Here is an 18,131-nt window from a genome sequence, read left to right on the forward strand (position 1 = left end):
AGAGGATTGATTGACGAAATGGTTTGAAAGCCGCTAACAACTCCGTTTGGGGCAATTTTGGTTCATGCTCCTCCGCCGTTACAAGCCGAGTTTATCAACCAACTCGGTAAATGATGCTTCAATACTCTGGCCCGCGGTATCGATTGTGATTATTTCTTTTTGCCAAACCTCGTAATAACGATTTTGCACATGGTGCCAATCCGGTAATTTCAAGTTTGGGATTTCACATTCACGAGTTTGGACTCTCAGCTTGTGTTCAGCACGGTCAGAGCAACTAATTGCAATGTTGACGAACTTAGCATTTGCAGTTTCCGCCACTTCTTGCCACTCTCGGCGAGTGAGTTCGATGGGGTTACAAGAGTCCGAGATACAACTCATGCCGAGCCTCAAGTTATCCTGAATAATCCTGTAACTCAGTCGATAACCTTCGCCTTCAACTTTATAGTTACAAAGGTCTCGCAGACCTTGCTCTACAGTGTCAATGCGCAGATACATGGCCCCTGCTTTTACTGCTAATAATTTAGCAAGCGTTGACTTTCCAGAGGCTGGTAAGCCTGAAAAAATATATAAGGTAGCAACATTCAAATTGATCCGCCTCTTCTGCACCTAAAGGTGTTCGATTTCCGATAAGCTGATTCCTTATCACAAATGATGAGCGATTCTCTTAAAGGTTTTATTGATAATCAGCAAGGTATATTGGGGTTGTGTGACCATAATTCATCTATTTTTGTCCCCACCTCTATTGGGGTGGTTGATGTTTTAATTCAAGCAACGTGGTTTTTAGCCAGGGTCACAAGATACCGTCAAAGAAACCATGCCCCCTTGATTAATTTGGAAAGGTAAGAGTCAGTTTTGCCTAAATCAAGTTTTGCAACATCATCAAACCAACTCGCTTGATTGAGCATTCTTTCTAGATTGGGGAATACACTCTTTATCTCTTTCATATCGGTTCCACTGTCTGATTTTGGCTAACGGCTCGTTGGAAAACTCGCTCAACCGGACCGACCTGGTTAAGGTTAGCATTGCGCAAGCCACTCGCCGCTCTCTAACGAAAAACACTTTACCGAAGCGAGGGCTAGACTAGAACACACGTTTCACCTCTGAGTATTCGCCGCTGGTGCGAAGAATTACCATCACTACGTTTTCGTTGCGATTTCTAAAAAACCATCCGTGGTTTCCTGTAAACGCAGCAACTAAATCACCTTCGTCATTGGGTACGCCACGTCCTCTCTGATAGCTAATTGAATGACCATTGCCATCACCATGAGCGTCATAGTTCACTGGACCACCTTTCGATACCCACTCAAACTGAGCGATTTGGCCTTCATCCATCACTAGTTTTACTTCAGCGCCAGCGCCAGGTTTGAGAGTAAGCAAAATTTTATCTTTCCACTCAGAGTCCACACCGCTGTCACTCTGCCCCACTGCTGAGACAACACCGGCTTTGCCCTCAACCTTACTCGGGTTTGCCTTTGCTGAGGCTGTCGGAACGACCGCGTGACTCCACTTTTGATCATCCAATGCTTCCTCGGCCAACTGGGCTTTGATTTCACCCATTTTTGTCAAACCAATCGCTTTACCTATACCTGTAGGATCAATCGCATACTCTGCGGGCAGGATCACCGTGACCAACAAAACGATCGCACTGGTGAGTGCGATCACAGTCGAGCGGACCAGCTGTTTGGTTGTCGGCAGCTCATCTTGACTTGGTTTATCTCTGTTATACATGTTTGATTCCTTCTCGACTTATTGAGCGACAACATACCCTGTTAACTGATATCCAATAAGCATAAAACCTAAACTCATCAGAACGATATTGGCTGAATAGGCTTGGCGATAAAAACTTGCCTGACGCCTCCAAAACCCCATCACTATTAGAATGGCGCCAAGGGCCATTAGTTGGCCAATCTCAACACCAACATTGAAAGCAAGCAGGTTTGGGATGAGTCCATCCGGTGAGATGTCATAGTCGATAATTTTTGAAGATAGGCCAAAACCATGACAAAAACCGAATAACAAGGTGGCAAGTTTGGTGTTGGGCTGAACACCAAACCAACGCTGAAAAGCGCCAATATTATCCATCGCTTTATAAACCACAGATAAACCTATGATGGCATCAATGATGTAGCTATTGATGCCAATGTTAAAGTAGACGCCAAAGAGCATTGTTGATGAGTGCCCTAGGGCAAACAGACTCACATAGAGCGCAATGTGTTTCATTTTGTAGAGGAAGAAAATAACACCCAGCAAAAACAGGATGTGGTCATACCCAGTCACCATATGCTTTGCACCCAGGTACACAAATGAGACCAAATTTGTCCCAGTGATTTCTTGTATATAGCCTTTATCACCTTGCGCCACAGCATGTGCAAACGTATCCGAGCTGGTAATCATCAACAGGGCTAGTGTGAGATAGATAAACCCCTTACGCGTTATTTCGTGACACACTAAAGACCACTTGCTACCTTCAGCTATGCATAACACATTCATAGTAACTCCATAATTAGTTACACAATGAATTGGACGCTAAGCGCGGCCATGATTAGACAAATAATGAGGCTCTAGTCGGTGATTCAACTTTGAATAGATTACGGATGAACCACCGCTTGAGTGACCAACACAAACTCACTTCATTTCCACAGCCAAAAGCCTACAGTGTGCCGCTAAGCCTGAGCCATGTTCTGTGTAAGATCCCGGTCAAGCCAGAGCTAAACTACGTTTGTTATAATATAACAAAACACAAACATCAACCCACAGCACGGTTACATTAGTGTCACACCAAACTGTTTCGCTACTGCTGATGTCGCAATGAAGCAAATGAAAGAGACCAAGGCACAGAGCAACAGCGTGATCCAAAATGGGTATCTTGAGATTAATAGGGGAAATAATAGGAACATAGGTAAGGTCGGCAAGACATACCAAAAGGTATAGTAGGCATGGTTGATAAGTTTTTGCTGCCCCTGCCCCTCGAGGTACATCCAGATTAGAGCGAGGATCGTCACTGTTGGTAGAGCAGCAATCAAAGCGCCTGCTTTGTCACTTCTTTTCGCGACTTCAGAGATAAGCACCACAACACCTGCTGTTATTGCATACTTGGTTATAATCCACCACATAAACTCTTTACCTTACTCAAATTGACAACCTTTGAAATCAACACTACTACGGTCAATTGATTGGATCCAACCAATCAATTGACCGTGTTTTAAAAGCATAAACGATGGAGTAAAGGTTAGTTTGAATGAGTCACTACAAATCGATTTTTTTTACCATACCTGCTTCCGCATGCCCTGGAATATTGCAAGCAAACTCAATCTCACTCTCTCCGTGGAAATGCCATAGGAGTTGCTTGGCTTTACCCGGCCCAACCGTCACAGCGTTGCCACTATCGTGCGTGTGATCACCCGACATGTTCTTCATCATTTCACGATGTTCGTGCTGCTCGTTTGGCGAGCCAATCACAAACTTATGATTGACCTTGCCCGTATTCATCACCACAAACTGCACGATATCATTCGGCTCAATTTTCACGTCGCGTTTGAATTCGATCTTCATATCATCGCTCAAAACCACATGGATCACTTTGTCTGGTTTAGCGCCGGTCGCCGGCATTCCAACAGCAGACATGCCTTCCATATTCATATTTGAATGGTCCATTTTACTGTGATCCACACTTGCGTGGTTCATTGTCGAGTGGTCCATGTTTGAATGATCCATCTTACTGTGGTCCATATGGTCTGAGCTTGCCATGACGCTGGCGCTCACCATCGTCAGTGCTAGTGCAATAAGAGAGATTTTCATAGTAGTGTCCTTTTTTGTGAGTATGAAGGCGACAGCCAACACGCCAGCTGCCGCACTAAATTTCTAAAGTCGGGTTTTAATTTGTAGCAGAGGAAGGTGCGATTTCACGCTGTTTCCACAGTTTAAAAATGGCCGGAATCACCACCAGCGTTAACACTAACGCGGAAGCCATTCCACCAATCATCGGCGCAGCAATACGCTGCATTACCTCTGAGCCAGTACCTTCACCGTACATGATTGGAATAAGACCGATGATCACCGTCAGCACTGTCATCATCACGGGCCTCACCCGTAAGCCAGCGCCTTCGCGGATCGCCTCGATCAGGTTTTGTTGGCTCAAAGCTTGATCTTTTTCCAACACCTCGAGTTTTTTGTAATGCCAAGCCTGATTGAGATAAACCAGCATAATGACGCCAATCTCGACCGCGACCCCGGCAAGGGCAATAAAGCCAACGCCAACGGCAATCGAAAAGTTGTAGTTTAAGTGGTACATCAACCACAGCCCGCCAACCAATGCCAGAGGTAGGGTGAGCATGATAATCATCACCTCTCCCACACGGCGGAAGCTGAAATAGAGCAGCAGCATAATGATCGCGATGGTAATCGGAACAACGATACTCAAGCGCTGTTTGGCGCGCTCCATGTACTCATATTGACCAGACCAGTTAAGGGAGTACCCCGCTGGCAGTGCAAGCTCCTCAGCCACTAAACGCCGGGCCTCTTCAACATAAGAGCCTAAATCCCGTCCATCAATATCGACAAACACCCAACCATTCGGTCGTGCATTTTCGGTCTTTATCATCGGCGGACCATCTTCGTAACGGATTTCAGCCACATTGGCGAGTGCAATACGCGCACCATTGGGCGTAACCAGAGGGAGGTTTTGTAGTTTATCGACCGAGTCTCGATAGCTTTGTGGGTAGCGCACATTGATCGGATAGCGCTCAAGACCTTCTATGCTTTCACCGACATTCATGCCACCAATCGCGGTCGAGATCACCTGCTGCACATCCTTGATGTTTAGCCCGTATCGCGCCGCCGCGCGACGATTGATATCAATCGTTACATAACGTCCACCAGCCACGCGCTCTGCATAAACCGAGGCCGTGCCTTCTATGGTGTTAAGCAGCGGTTCAAGCTGTGCGCCAATGCCTTCAATGATTTGCAGATCTGGACCGGCTATCTTGATACCTATTGGCGTTTTGATACCGGTCGCCAACATATCGATGCGGGTTTTGATTGGCATTACCCATGCGTTAGTCAGCCCAGGGAACTGAATAAGGCTATCAAACTCGCGGCGCAATGAATCCGTGGTGACACCCTCGCGCCACTCGTCGCGCGGTTTCAATTGAATTACAGTTTCAATCATGGTTAACGGCGCAGGATCGGTAGCCGTCTCAGCACGACCGACTTTGCCCCAAACAGTTTCCACTTCGGGCACAGTTTTGATTAGCTTGTTGGTCTGCTGTAGCAGCTCTCTCGCCTTGCCTATCGAGACGCCTGGGTAAGTGGTTGGCATATACATCAAGTCACCCTCGTCTAACGGGGGAATAAACTCACTGCCGAGTTTGGAGGCCGGATAATAGGCGGATGTCATTAAGGCTAACGCCAACACAATAATTGTTTTTGGGTATTTCAAACTGGCATTGAGCATCGGCTTATAGAGCGAAATAAGCCCTTTATTGACCGGGTTCTTGTGCTCGGCCAGTACATTACCGCGGATGAAGTACCCCATCAGAACCGGCACTAGCGTGATCGCAAGGCCCGCAGCGGCCGCCATGGCGTAGGTTTTGGTAAACGCCAGCGGAGAGAACATCTTGCCCTCTTGTCCCTCCAGAGCAAATACCGGTACAAAACTCAATGTAATGATCAGCAGTGAGAAGAACAGCGGAGCACCCACCTCTTCGGCTGCCTTGGTGATCACCTGCCAACGGTTGTTATCGTCTAGCGGGGTTCGTTCAATATGCTTATGCACATTTTCAATCATGACGATAGCACCATCCACCATGGCACCAATGGCAATCGCGATACCACCTAATGACATGATGTTGGCATTGATCCCTTGCCAGTGCATGACAATAAACGCCGACAAGATGCCAACCGGTAGGCTAAGCGCGATCACCAAGGAAGAGCGAATATGGAATAGGAACAGGGCGCAAACCAGCGCGACGACGATGAATTCTTCCGCTAATTTTTGCCATAAATTGTCGATAGCAGCATCAATCAAGGTCGAGCGATCATAAGTCGTGACAATCTCGACCCCATCTGGCAAGCTTCGCTGCAGATCCTCCAGTTTGTCTTTGACCTTAGTGATCACTTCGCTAGCATTCTCGCCAAAGCGCATCACGACGACACCGCCAACCGCTTCCCCTTCCCCGTTAAACTCCGAGATACCCCGGCGCATTTGTGGGCCCAGATTGATATCAGCAATATCACCAAGTAAAAGCGGCGTACCCTTCTCCGTCACTTTCAGCGGCAGCGATTGAATATCCTCAACACCCGACAGGTAACCCGTTGTACGCACCATGTGTTCGGCTTCGGCGTTTTCGATCACCGATGCACCGGTCTCCTGGTTGCCATTTTTGATCGCCATATTGACCTGTTGTAAGGTCAGGTCATAGGCACGCAGCTTCGCGGGGTCAATCTGCACTTGGTACTGCTTGACCATACCGCCTACAGTCGCTACTTCTGATACGCCGTCAACTGTTTGCAAATCATACTTCAAGAACCAATCTTGAATACTGCGCAACTCAGCGAGATCGTGACGGCCCGCTGTATTTTGCAAGATATAGCTAAATATCCAGCCGACACCCGTGGCATCGGGCCCCAATATTGGCTTGGCGCTCGGGGGGAGATTTGGCGCTACCTGACTCAAATACTCCAAGACACGTGATCGCGCCCAGTAGATATCGGTATCATCATTAAAGATGATATACACGTAGGAATCACCAAAGAATGAGAATCCGCGCACCGTTTCGGCGCCAGGGACGGCGAGCATGGCGGTAGTCAAAGGATAAGTCACTTGATCTTCGACCACTTGCGGGGCTTGCCCGGGGTAACTGGTCTTGACGATCACCTGGACATCCGACAGATCCGGAATCGCATCCACCGGGGTATTTTTGACGCTATATAGCCCTCCTAGCACTAAGCCTAATGTTGCTAGAATGACTAAAAAGCGATTGCGGATAGACCAACGAATAATGGCACTAATCATTGCTCAACCTCTGCTTTTTTTAGCGCTTTAAGCACATACTCCGCGCCTTGCTTCTCGATTAAAAACTCGACACTATCAGCTTCAGCGTAATCGGCTAGATCAACTCTAGAATCGGCCATGAAGTTCATTTCACCAGCCGCCCATCCCCAGGCTTCCACTTGCTCGTGCGATAGTGTGATCATGCCAAAGTCCGCCATCAGCATGGTAATGTTGCCGCGTACCCATACCTCATTAACGACCGGTGCTTGGTCCGCTTTGAGCTCGATGATTTCATACATCCCATCCGGGGTTTGTTGCATCTCAAACTCTATCGCTTGTCCTGCCTCTAACCCTTCGGCACTGACACTGTCTGCGAGATTAAAATTCATCACCATTCCCGGCCAATTCCATTCAGGTACCGGTTGGTGGTTGATGGTCAACATGGCATGATCGGACATCACATCCGTGATTTCACCCTTGGCCCAAACCGTTTCCATTGGCGCCTCAACACCATTAATTCGTTCAAGGTCTGCGGTTTGCGAGGACTCTGAATCAAGCATAAAGTGAGCGGATGTGACGACTCTGTCTTCCAGTGTCAATCCTTGTGTCACCTCAATACGCTCGCCCGCTTCGCGACCTACCTCAATTCTGGCAGAGCGATACTTACCTGCGCCCTCTGCTAGCACCACTCGCGTCATGCCACCAGAGCGAATCACCGATGAACGCGGTATCGTCAACACCTGCTGTGAAATTTGGGGGCGCAACGCAATATTGGCGAACATATTGGGCTTAAGTTCGCCCATTGGGTTAGCAAACTTAAGTCTGACGCGAAGCGTACGCGTTTTAGGGTCAAGAATGGGGTAGACATAATCGACTTCACCTTGCCACTCCTTGCCTGGTAGTGCATCAAGGGTCATGGTTGCGAGGCTGCCTGACTCCACCCAGTGCGATTGACGCTCAAACACCTCAGCATCCACCCATACCTCTGCCAGAGGTCCAGCGCTGATGGCGACTTGCGCCGGCGAGAGATAACCGCCTTCACGCACATTTAAACTCGCGATGACGCCATCGGCGGGAGCCTTAATCGCTATATTTTGCACCACGCGTCCACGGCGCTTGATGCTCTCAATCTGACTTTTATCCACGCCCAGAGTCATTAAACGTTCCGTTGCGCCCTGCACCAACCCTTTTCGAGCGCTTCGATAGGCGTTAAGCAGTTCTTCTTGTGCTTTAACCAAATCCGGTGAATAGAGGGTAAACAGCGTATCACCTGTTTTGACATGATCACCCACCGCATTGACATTGAGGGTTTCGACCCAACCGGCCACGCGCACGTTGGTCTGCCAAAGTAGACTCTCGTCAAAGGCGACATAACCCACGGTTTCTATTTGTGGTGACAGGGCCTTTTTTTGCACCAACTCTGTTTTCACACCCAGATTGTTTTCAACCGCAGGGTCAATCGTCACGGTGCCAGGCTTATCATTGCCGCCCGCTAAGTCTTCTGCATATACCGGAATAAGATCCATCCCCATGGGTGATTTACCCGGCTGATCGCGTTTATAGTTGGGATCCATTGGCGCGACCCAATAGAGTGGCTCATTACTCGCTTGATCTGCTGGGTTCATCTGTGACATGTCGTGTCCAGAACCAGAAATTGGCAACCAGTGACTAGCGGAGTAACCAATCGCACCGCCTATAATCAGGGCTAAAACTGCAACTTGATGAGTTTTATTCATTTTATTTTGCCTTTTTTACTCTTCAATTTTTACTTGTGGTGATGCGACTTGGTACTCAAACCCGCCCAGCAATGCCGCCAGTGAGCTGTTGACGACACTTAAGTCAGTCATGAGTCTCTGATACTCTAGCTGTAAGGTCAGCTCATCCATCGAAGCCTGGATCACATCACTGTATTGCGCGGTATTATTCTGGTAGCCCCGCTCGACAGCTTGAGTTCGGGCTTGTGATTGGCTTAACAGCGTTGATTGATAGCGCTCTAGACGCTGCTGCAAATTGACACGATCAACAATCAGCGCATTGACCCGAGCATTAAGCTGTGCCAGTAACACATCTTTTTGCGAACGCGCCGCCCCCACCTGGTACTGGGCAGCAGAGAGGTCTCTGTCTTGACGATTATCGGTAAACAGCGGAATGTCCATGGTGAGATAAGCACTCACCAGATCAGAAGCTGGACCAGACATATTGTCTGCTTGACGATAGGCATACATCACCTCCACGCCAAATTGGGGGGTATAGGCCTGCTCGGCGAGCTCCACTTGCGTTTCAGTGGCCGCGATGTTGGCATCAACCATTTTGACCATGGGGTGTTGATTGAGTTTTTGATAATGCTTACTTGAGTTAATGTGGCGCGCGAGATAATCATCAAGTATCGGCCATGCAAGTTGATTACTCGCTTTAAGCTCGCTATTTTCGATCGCCCAATCGTCGCCTAACCACTCAGACAGTTGTGAAAGTAAGCGTCTTTGCATCTGGGCGTTGCTTTGTAGCTTTTCATCCAACTGACTGATTTTCAGCTGGGCGTTCAGCACATCTTGCGCTTCGCTTTTACCTAGGCCGTAGTTAGTTTGTATAAAGCGCTCTAACTCGTTCAACAGCGCACGATTGGCTTTGAGCGTATGTTGAGCATATTGCTGATAGCCGAGCTCAAGCCATAGCTGGGACACACTCTGCGTGACATCGAGCTCTCGATTTTGTACTTGTAGCCCAATCGCATCCGCTTTTTGATTGGCTTGTTTATGACGTAAATCCAACGTTGAGCCACGCTCAAACTGCTGCATCAAGCCGACAGAAATATTGGTCATCGGGTCATCGTCGAACCTGAAGCTATCGACTGGAAGACCACCAAAACCCACCCTTAATTTCGGGTCCATCAATGTTGATTGAGCGACACCTGTCTCTCTCATGGCTTGAGATTGCGCAAAGTACTGTTTGCGCCCATGATCGTTATCCAGCGCTAATTGAACCAGTGAATCTAAGTATGCCTTCGCCTGCGCTTGTTCTTGCACAGACATAGGTTTTACACTTGTATCACTTGCAATAGCGACAAATGAAGCGCAGACACTTAGCACAGCTGCACTCATTGCTAATTGATTTTTCACAACTTATCCCTCGGAATAACATTCCTCGTAATAACGCCGCCTGCAACGCGAACCAGTCAAACAAATTGAACTAATTAGGCAAATGGGGGGCGTCAAAAAATGCTAAGCGAACTCTGTCGAGTTCAACAAATTACGCGTAGGAAAAATTATGCTGAGGGTGGCCGTAACAACGTCTGTAAACGCGTCACCTTGTGGCCGATGATGATGTTACTGTGAAGTGCGAGCGAAGACTCGGCGGGTGCGAGCTCGCTGGTTGGCATTAGCGCAAAATGGACACTGCTGCACGCTGCGGTGCAACACAGATGAACCCCACTGCTGGTACTACAGTGGCTTTTAGTGTCATTGGATTGCTCCACCACCGTGTGATGCATACCTGAATCCATCGAGTGGCAGTCTGTTTGCTGTTGTGAGTCACTTGCCGAATATGAAGTCTCCGGCATGTGCAATGACATCTGCGGTGAGCTCGACGCATAAGCAGACATCAGCATTGCCAAAATGCTAATAAAGGTAACCCAAATTGTCTGCCATTGATTGTTCATAACACTTCCGCTGTCGAAACGGTGTCAAATATAAACTCTACCCCTAGGGTAAGGTCAAGAGTTTTGATTACATGAATTTACTGCAGTAAGTGTAGAAGATTGTCATATTAGTGCACAAATTAAACCGGGCGATACCCTAGGTGAACAACGCCCGAGCTGAGCACTTACTGTAATCTGACGTCAATCAAGAGTGCAAACGAGTCATGTTTACAGATACGTCATCTAGATGAATTTCATTCACTGCACAATCATTCACTTGTACTACGTGAATTCGCGGCCATTGAATTAATGAACTACATTCCCCTTGGGAAAGTAGTAGTTGCATGTGTTTCAAGCCAAGCATTCTATGATTATCGCTCATAACCTATTTGGAGAGTTGAGATGATCGATCTAAACCTACTGAGAACACTGCTCATTATTAATGAGAAGCGTAATTTGAAGCTTGCTGGCGTCAAGCTTGGAATAACGGAAAGTGCGGTCAGTAAACAGTTATCAAAACTCAGAGAAGCCTTTGATAACCCTGTGTTTGAACGGACGTCTTCCGGTCTTAAGCCGACTGCACTGACCGTTTCGATACTCCCCTCAGTAGCACAGTCAATCAAGACGTTGGATAACATATTCCAACCGATAAAGTTCATACCTGAGATGTATGACAAACCGATTTCTATTGCTATGCCATCCATGATGATCGACATCATTGGTATGGAGCTCTACAACTTAGTTACCCGACACTTCCCGAAAGCCAGCATTAACTTTAAGGTGTGGGATGAAAGCTCAACAGCCGACATTATTAACAATCAGATAGATATTGCAGTCCACCTTTGGAATGAGGAGCGCCCAGTCGATGTTTACCAGCAAGTAATATCTGAGGATAAACTCGTGGTGTGTATCTCTCGTGAACACGGCGCCGATCTAGATTGGGAACAAATCCAAAAATGGCCATTTATCCGGCTCAAGTCTCATGGTTGGAGTGAATACAAGCGCCATTACCTTAATTACATCAATAACCTGGATGCCCCTCTAAATTATAAATATGAAACTGAGGCTATCGCTTTTGCTCACTCATTGATGAGGCAAGAACGCGTCGCCTGTGTGCTGCCAAAGCGCTTACTTGACTCTGACTTTTTGTATATTGAATCTCCAAGCTATATTGAGATGGATGTGAAGTTCGCCACCAGTGTTAGCGTAGTGAATCGTTCTAATCCTCTATACCAATATCTATTCACTCTACTCAAGCAAAGTCGGCTCGGAAAAAGGTTTCGCCTTGAATCTTGAATCTGAAGCAAGCACTGAATTCCTACCTTTCCCATAACTATTGATACCTTGAGTTCGCACGGTGGTAATTACTCGATCTGAGTGGAATTGTCACTAGCTAAGGATTCGCGAAGTGCCGTTTCATCGTGTGACACAAATGTAGGGAAAAATAAATAGATTCAGGGCTTAACCATGAATAATTTCGATTTAAAGGGCACAAGCTTCAAGCTTAGTGTTCTTGCAACTGTCTTAACTGCTTCAGCGTCACTCGACGCTGAAGCAGCGGCATCAAAAGCGGCTATCAACCCAAATACATCACAACCAAACGTCGTCATGATCTACATGGACAACTTGGGTTATGGCGAAGTTGGAATCTACGGTGGTGGCGAGTTGCGCGGTGCACCGACTCCAAGAATCGATGCACTTGCCAGTGAAGGCATGATGCTGACCAACTTTAACGTTGAGGCTCAATGTACACCAAGTCGCTCGTCTCTGATGACAGGGCGTTACCCAATCCGAAGTGGTACTGCATCTGTCCCTGTGACAACCCCATTGTATGGCTTAACACAATGGGAATACGCAATGCCAGAAATGTTTAAAGATGCTGGCTACGCAACGGGGATGTTCGGTAAATGGCACCTAGGTCACACAGAAGGTCGTTACCCAACTGATCAGGGCTTTGACGAATGGTACGGCATTCCAAACTCTTCTGATGAGAGTCTGTGGACTGAAAGCGCTCAGTTTATGGAAGTGTGGCAAGAAGGCGTCAATGACTTTGCCAAACCTCAATATGTTAAGCATGCTTTTGCCAATCAAAAACCTGAGGTTATTGAAATCTACGACCGTGACGTTCGTCATGAACTCGATGGTCAACTTACAGAGCGTGCAATTGAATTTATTCAGAAAAATGCCAAAGAAGGTACTCCTTCATTCACATTCATCCCATACACTCAAACTCACTACCCGGTAGAACCAAGTAAAGAGTTTGCAGGAAAGAGTGGCCGTGGTCGCTGGGGTGATGTGCTAATGCAGATGGACGCATACACAGGTCAACTACTTGATGCGGTTGAAGAAGCTGGCATTGCTGATAACACGATCTTCATTTTTACCTCAGACAATGGCCCTGAATTCCTACCAGGTCAACAAGGCTGGGGCGGCCCGTGGCGCGGCAGTTACTTCACTGGACTCGAAGGATCATTGCGTGTTCCATTCATCGTTCGCTGGCCAGGCCAAATCGAAGCTGGTAGCCGTTCTGATGAAATTATCCACAAGATGGACCTCTTCCCAACCTTTGCAAACATCGTAGGTGGTAAAGTACCGACAGACCGCATCATTGATGGCGTCGACCAAACTAACTTCTTCCTTGGCAAACAGCAGAAGTCTAACCGTGAAGGCTTTATGATCTATGTGGGTAGTGATGTCTTCGGTATCAAATGGCGCAACTGGAAAATGATGTTTAAAGAGGTTGATCTTGGATCTGACGTGAAACGTGAGTTTGACTTCCCACGATTCTACAACCTGTACGAAGACCCTAAAGAAATGTACCCATACACGGGCGATACGATGGGTAACTTCTGGGTTCGCTGGCCGATGAGTGATATTCTCGCCGAGCACGTCAAGTCTTTCGCAATTGAACCGCCAATCGCACCTGGTACGCCCGATCCGTACGTGCCAGCGAAATAAAACAACATCAAGTTGTTGTGATGAGTAGCTTAGCTAACACTAATGCTATTTAGCATGTAAAATTAATCGCCCTGCATATAATGCAGGGCGATTTTTATAATCAATTAACAGAATAACTCGCCGCGCTTGCTATCTTAGGCAAACTTAACCAATTTAACGTTCACTTCATCCTAATCCTCTAACTGCTTGTCAAAGGCTATGTTGCACTACCACCAGTCAGTTTAGGCACCCAAATGTTCAATTGGGTATATCAATATAGCTGTTAATTGGCCTGACAGATTTTAGATCTTCATAGCTGATGGCATAGTCGGGAAATAGCTGATCGATGACTTGTGAGAAGGTAACAAAATTATCGTCACTCCCTCCATACACGCTCTCGCTCGGCCTGAGAATGAGTAACTGGCTATATTTGGGCAGGTTTTCTATCCCAAACCAGTTGATCACAGTGGCAAGTTCATCTCCGTAAACTAATCCAAGATTTTGTTGGGCCTGTGCGAGCATCTGTTCGGGTGATTGCCCTGTGCCATAGCTCTGGTGATATTGGTATTGCAACATCAATTCTTCAGCGAGTAATTGATATGTTGCGGCATGAGGCAGTGAATAAAGGTAATCATGCTTGCCATGCGCATCTAAAGCATGACGCAATTCTAACAAGGCAAGCAGCACAACCTCCGGGACATGCGGCTGATAAAACTCAATGATATTAGCTTCAGAATAGGTCTGCTCAAGGTAGCGTTGATAGTCATCAATTAATAGAAGCTCTGAGGCTGCGGCTTTATCGGCCTCTAGTTTTGCTTGTTTGGCAAAGATAATATCGTTGCCAAACTCAACCGGTTGCGACACCGATATTAATTGCTCACGCTCTGGCTCAATAGGGGTAACCTGATGTTCTAGGTTGAAGTCCGCCACCTCGTGGCTGGGTATCGGTTTTTGGCTGTCAACGGTATCGCTGTAATTTTCGGTTTGCGGCTGTTCAAGTGATACACCCTTCCACTCAGGTTGTGGACGGTAAGTAAAAAATAGACTTACAGCAATAAATCCACTCAGACCAATTAGCCAATAGTAATGACGCATAATTTGCCCCTCAAATCATACTCCCGCTTTAAGTGTAGTGTTAATTTTTCTCAGCGAGATTGAGGCAACAAAGATTGTGGTAAATACATTGAGGGATCGTCATTATGTTCAAAGACTACAAGGTGTATAGAAACTAAAATTGATAAGTTATGCCAACGCCCACGCCTATCTTAAACTTGGTTTTATCTTGAATTTGTAACGCAGGGTTTAATTGACCGGTGAGGTTCCAATTGGGAGCAAAACGCCAGTCTAAGCCTAAAGGCACGCGCACACCAAAGTCATCATCCCAGTCTGTCCAACCGCCAACACCAACAAAATAGCGAACTGGTTCACCACTTGAAAATACACCGGTTTTAAAATGGTAGTCTACGGCAAATCCATCATTACCAATAAAGACATTGACCTTGTCATCAACTTTCAGATTTAGCCCGAGACCAAGATCAACACCCATCCCCAGCTTTACTGACGCACTAGCAGGAACTGCCGCAAGTCCAGCTGAAAGAAGCGAAACAAACAGCGCTAGCGGACTTAGTTTACCCATGCTTTATTCCTCAATTATCTTGTCATGCTGGTGCCCGATAACTCGAGCCCCTTGTTGTGGCTTCGATATCTGGCTTTCAGCGAAAAATCTTTTCACTTCTTGCGTTTGGCTGTGCTTACACAAAACCTTAGAAGTGTTTTTCCGTTCCTTCAAACTCTCACATGATTAATGCCAAACTTAGTCAGTCCAAAGGTGCTAGGTTATTGATAGCTAGTATGCAATATCACGCAAAGCCTCTTTCTAATTGCCCACAGCAATGGTTAAATGTCTGTATTAAAGTACATCCAGCCAAGTATCGGTATGCCCCGTAAAAATATCCACTTTCGAGAGATCACCGCCGGTGACGAAACGTTGCAAAAAACCATGCTGCTCGTCGCACTTTGGACGCCAGACGATCAGCCCGACCATGATGTCTCGATACTCGAACTGCCGACGATTAAAGAGTATTACCACGACTGGGGTCGAGAGGGCGATTTTGGTCTGTTTGCGCTAAATATTGATCAACAGCCAATAGGCTTGGTGCAAATTCGTTACAAATCCTGTCCGACCAAGCAGTTTTCAAGCTTCCCAGAGCTTGCCATCTCTGTTCTACCGGAATATCAGGGGCAAGGCGTCGCCTCGGCATTATTGGATGAGCTTTTGGTCCGCACGCGTTGCTTGGATACAGGGATAAGACTCGGTGTACATCCGGACAACCACTTGGCAATTTCACTGTATAAACGCTTTGGTTTTTCGGTCTATGAGATAGCATCAAGTTCCTACCCCCAAATGATAAGACTTAGTCAATAAAACTCTTTGCCCCACCCTACTACCATTAACAACCAATGGCATTACTCCGCTTCATCCGTTAAATCAAGTCGCAGTCTATATACCATATTGACCGTGGTTTACCCTTTTCCCTCTCGTCGATAAAAATATTAATTACGCCTACCCGGCTACCGAAAGTGTGAACAGAGTCATCGACACCACCGCCAATATCGTCTAAATTCTTAACCAATTAAGATATTGGTTAACAAATAACAATAAACTCCCTACTTAATAGCTAGATTTGGTCAGCCACTGCTGCGAGTTTACGCTAGATGAATCCAATACCATCAAGGAAAGTCGCATGAAAAAATGGCTCTGTTGTTTAACGGTATTTTTGATCATAGGCTGTCAATCGGACGATAAACACTCCTCTGTGGTGACTAAAACACTGACCGCCGATGATCCCAACCCTAAAACAACTCTTGTTAACTGGATTAGCGACGAATCCGTTGATGAAATTCACATCGAAGCTGGCACATACAACGCGTTAGGAACGATCACCGTTAACCGTGACAACCACTTACGTATTCGAGGCACCAGCTCTGGGTACAATGCCAATGATGCCAGTGCTGGTGTTCAATCGATTGAAACTACCCTTAATGACACACGTTTTCGCTTTGAAAACCGGCCAAGTAACCTCACTTTCCAGAACCTAAAGATCACCGCTGACACCCAAGGCAGCATTATTATCTATGATGACACACAAACAGCTCGCGAAGGACAGGTTAACCTAATCAATGTCCACCTGGAAGGCGGCATCTATGGTGTGATTGGTCGCGCGGGGCTTGGCGGGACGATCCGCCACAGCTATATCAGTAACTTCAAAAACATTGGGGTGTTGTTTGACAGGCACGGCAAAGAGAAACTTGCCAAACCCATTTTGATTGACCGTTCAAAGTTCTCGCCTGATACCAGCAACGGTAAGCTGTCGTGGGAAAACCGCTCTGTTTCGTTCGATGCTGGTAACTCAGAATTTCCTTATCTTTGGGATTACCAGTGGTCTAAAATTATCGATTCGCATTTCGTTAACTCCGGCTTTGCCTGCTCGCGTTGTCAGAATTTGACCATCAGTGGTAACACCTTTACCTACAGTGAAGGCATTGATGGCATTCAATCGATGGAGTCGATTCATTTAGAAGAGTTCTCATCTAACTTTGAGATTCACAACAATACGTTTGAATTTAATAGCTCTGGCGGCCGTGGGATTTATATGGATCTCGAGCTGCAAACCGCACACGATGTCAACATCAGTGGCTCAATTATTCATGGGCGCTATGGTCGATTTTTTATGGCTGAGAGCGCACAAAATGTTTCCATCACCAAGACAACCCTGACTTCTACTGCCAGCGGTGACCACTTTATTCACAACCAATCTTCGTTCCATCATCGCGGCGAAGGTCTTGAGGATCAAATTGGCACAAAAGGCGATATTACCTTCGAGTTGCCTAGTAATTACGATGAAACTATACATGGAGCTATTCATCACGCTTATGACCAAGACTGGGTTGAAGACGGTTTTATCCCCACTGAAGGGGTTTATTACATTGAGAATGTTGAGACTGGTAAGCGCGCTTACGCAAACTTAAGTGCTCAACATATCGCCCTTGGAGACGCTATCGACAGTGCAGCCAATTACAAGTGGCAACTAACTAAGGTTCACAGTGCACATCGCTTCTTTAATTTCACCATCAATAACGTGGCCGACTCAGATATTTTCTGGGAAGTCGATCAAGGCTTTACTGCCAACCACTACCATCAAGATGACTTCCCGAAATTTTCAATTAAAAACTACACCTATGCTGATGGTGAAATAGATGCTGGCCATATTAATGCCCCCTCTTGGGTCATTCGCAAAGCAGCGCACACCAATGCAGATGGAATATTCTACCTCCATCCCGGAGGTAACGAGAGACGTTCACGAGTGGGTTATGTCGACAATGAACTGATATTACAACCCGCAATGGCCTACGACGATAACAATAGCCTGATGTATGTTGATTTAGAGTCTGAACATCAAGACCAAAAGTGGCGCCTCGTCCCTGCTAGTTAATCAACACTTAAATTACTGGGCTCAAGTTATCTCAACCCTCTTGGGCTCATATCATTGTAAGCAATGATATCCGATC

At 46.7% G+C, this 18,131-nt stretch carries 16 protein-coding genes; 4 read left to right on the plus strand and 12 right to left on the minus strand.

Annotated elements, in window-relative coordinates:
* Nucleotides 1-78: 78 nt before the first annotated feature.
* The 10 genes from ACSTTG_RS08525 to ACSTTG_RS08570 all read right to left on the minus strand — a co-directional run bounded on the left by ACSTTG_RS08525 (nt 79) and on the right by ACSTTG_RS08570 (nt 10,646).
* Entirely contained in the window at nt 79-585 is a 507-nt protein-coding gene (locus ACSTTG_RS08525) for a P-loop nucleotide/nucleoside kinase family protein (RefSeq protein WP_438460846.1), read from the minus strand.
* Between the two features lie 218 nt (nt 586-803).
* Nucleotides 804-944, minus strand: a complete 141-nt coding sequence (locus ACSTTG_RS08530; RefSeq protein ID WP_438474487.1) for a hypothetical protein — start codon at nt 942-944, stop codon at nt 804-806.
* 136 nt (nt 945-1,080) lie between these two features.
* Nucleotides 1,081-1,728: a transmembrane anchor protein gene (locus ACSTTG_RS08535; RefSeq protein WP_438460845.1), complete on the minus strand. Its 648-nt coding sequence runs from the start codon at nt 1,726-1,728 to the stop codon at nt 1,081-1,083.
* A gap of 18 nt (nt 1,729-1,746) precedes the next feature.
* Entirely contained in the window at nt 1,747-2,490 is a 744-nt protein-coding gene (locus ACSTTG_RS08540; protein WP_438474488.1) for a HupE/UreJ family protein, read from the minus strand.
* A 272-nt stretch (nt 2,491-2,762) separates the two neighbouring features.
* Nucleotides 2,763-3,113, minus strand: coding sequence for a DUF3147 family protein (locus ACSTTG_RS08545; protein WP_438460843.1), 351 nt, complete (start codon nt 3,111-3,113; stop codon nt 2,763-2,765).
* A gap of 133 nt (nt 3,114-3,246) precedes the next feature.
* A complete protein-coding gene (copI, locus tag ACSTTG_RS08550) occupies nt 3,247-3,798 on the minus strand; it encodes a copper-resistant cuproprotein CopI (RefSeq protein ID WP_438474489.1) in 552 nt (183 codons plus the stop codon).
* Between the two features lie 76 nt (nt 3,799-3,874).
* Nucleotides 3,875-7,012, minus strand: coding sequence for an efflux RND transporter permease subunit (locus ACSTTG_RS08555; protein ID WP_438474490.1), 3,138 nt, complete (start codon nt 7,010-7,012; stop codon nt 3,875-3,877).
* Nucleotides 7,009-8,727 carry an efflux RND transporter periplasmic adaptor subunit gene (locus ACSTTG_RS08560; protein WP_438474491.1) on the minus strand — a complete coding sequence of 573 codons (1,719 nt, stop codon included), beginning with the start codon at nt 8,725-8,727 and terminating at the stop codon, nt 7,009-7,011. The genes ACSTTG_RS08555 and ACSTTG_RS08560 overlap by 4 nt, the downstream gene beginning before the upstream one ends.
* Before the next feature lie 15 nt (nt 8,728-8,742).
* The gene (locus tag ACSTTG_RS08565; RefSeq protein ID WP_438474785.1) at nt 8,743-10,089 is read right to left on the minus strand and encodes a TolC family protein; all 1,347 of its coding nucleotides are present in this window, start codon (nt 10,087-10,089) and stop codon (nt 8,743-8,745) included.
* A 164-nt stretch (nt 10,090-10,253) separates the two neighbouring features.
* Nucleotides 10,254-10,646: a hypothetical protein gene (locus ACSTTG_RS08570; RefSeq protein ID WP_438474492.1), complete on the minus strand. Its 393-nt coding sequence runs from the start codon at nt 10,644-10,646 to the stop codon at nt 10,254-10,256.
* A 381-nt stretch (nt 10,647-11,027) separates the two neighbouring features.
* Here ACSTTG_RS08570 and ACSTTG_RS08575 point away from each other — a divergent pair, with 381 nt between their 5' ends.
* Together ACSTTG_RS08575 and ACSTTG_RS08580 are read left to right on the plus strand one after the other, a co-directional pair.
* Nucleotides 11,028-11,921 (plus strand): LysR family transcriptional regulator, encoded by an 894-nt coding sequence (locus tag ACSTTG_RS08575; RefSeq protein WP_438460838.1) that lies wholly within the window; start codon nt 11,028-11,030, stop codon nt 11,919-11,921.
* 171 nt (nt 11,922-12,092) lie between these two features.
* On the plus strand, nt 12,093-13,583 hold the full coding sequence (locus ACSTTG_RS08580) for an arylsulfatase (RefSeq protein ID WP_438460837.1): 1,491 nt from the start codon (nt 12,093-12,095) through the stop codon (nt 13,581-13,583).
* Nucleotides 13,584-13,820: 237 nt separating this feature from the next.
* Here the strand turns inward: ACSTTG_RS08580 and ACSTTG_RS08585 are convergent, their stop codons facing one another.
* Together ACSTTG_RS08585 and ACSTTG_RS08590 are read right to left on the minus strand one after the other, a co-directional pair.
* Nucleotides 13,821-14,657: a hypothetical protein gene (locus ACSTTG_RS08585; protein ID WP_438474493.1), complete on the minus strand. Its 837-nt coding sequence runs from the start codon at nt 14,655-14,657 to the stop codon at nt 13,821-13,823.
* A 133-nt stretch (nt 14,658-14,790) separates the two neighbouring features.
* The gene (locus ACSTTG_RS08590; RefSeq protein WP_438460835.1) at nt 14,791-15,198 is read right to left on the minus strand and encodes a hypothetical protein; all 408 of its coding nucleotides are present in this window, start codon (nt 15,196-15,198) and stop codon (nt 14,791-14,793) included.
* Nucleotides 15,199-15,462: 264 nt separating this feature from the next.
* Here ACSTTG_RS08590 and ACSTTG_RS08595 point away from each other — a divergent pair, with 264 nt between their 5' ends.
* Both ACSTTG_RS08595 and ACSTTG_RS08600 read left to right on the plus strand, forming a co-directional pair.
* The gene (locus tag ACSTTG_RS08595; RefSeq protein ID WP_438474494.1) at nt 15,463-15,987 is read left to right on the plus strand and encodes a GNAT family N-acetyltransferase; all 525 of its coding nucleotides are present in this window, start codon (nt 15,463-15,465) and stop codon (nt 15,985-15,987) included.
* A gap of 319 nt (nt 15,988-16,306) precedes the next feature.
* Entirely contained in the window at nt 16,307-18,055 is a 1,749-nt protein-coding gene (locus ACSTTG_RS08600) for a right-handed parallel beta-helix repeat-containing protein (protein ID WP_438474495.1), read from the plus strand.
* Nucleotides 18,056-18,131: the final 76 nt, after the last annotated feature.

Origin of the sequence: Vibrio glycogenivorans (assembly GCF_051660965.1) — a bacterium.
Lineage (GTDB): Bacteria > Pseudomonadota > Gammaproteobacteria > Enterobacterales > Vibrionaceae > Vibrio.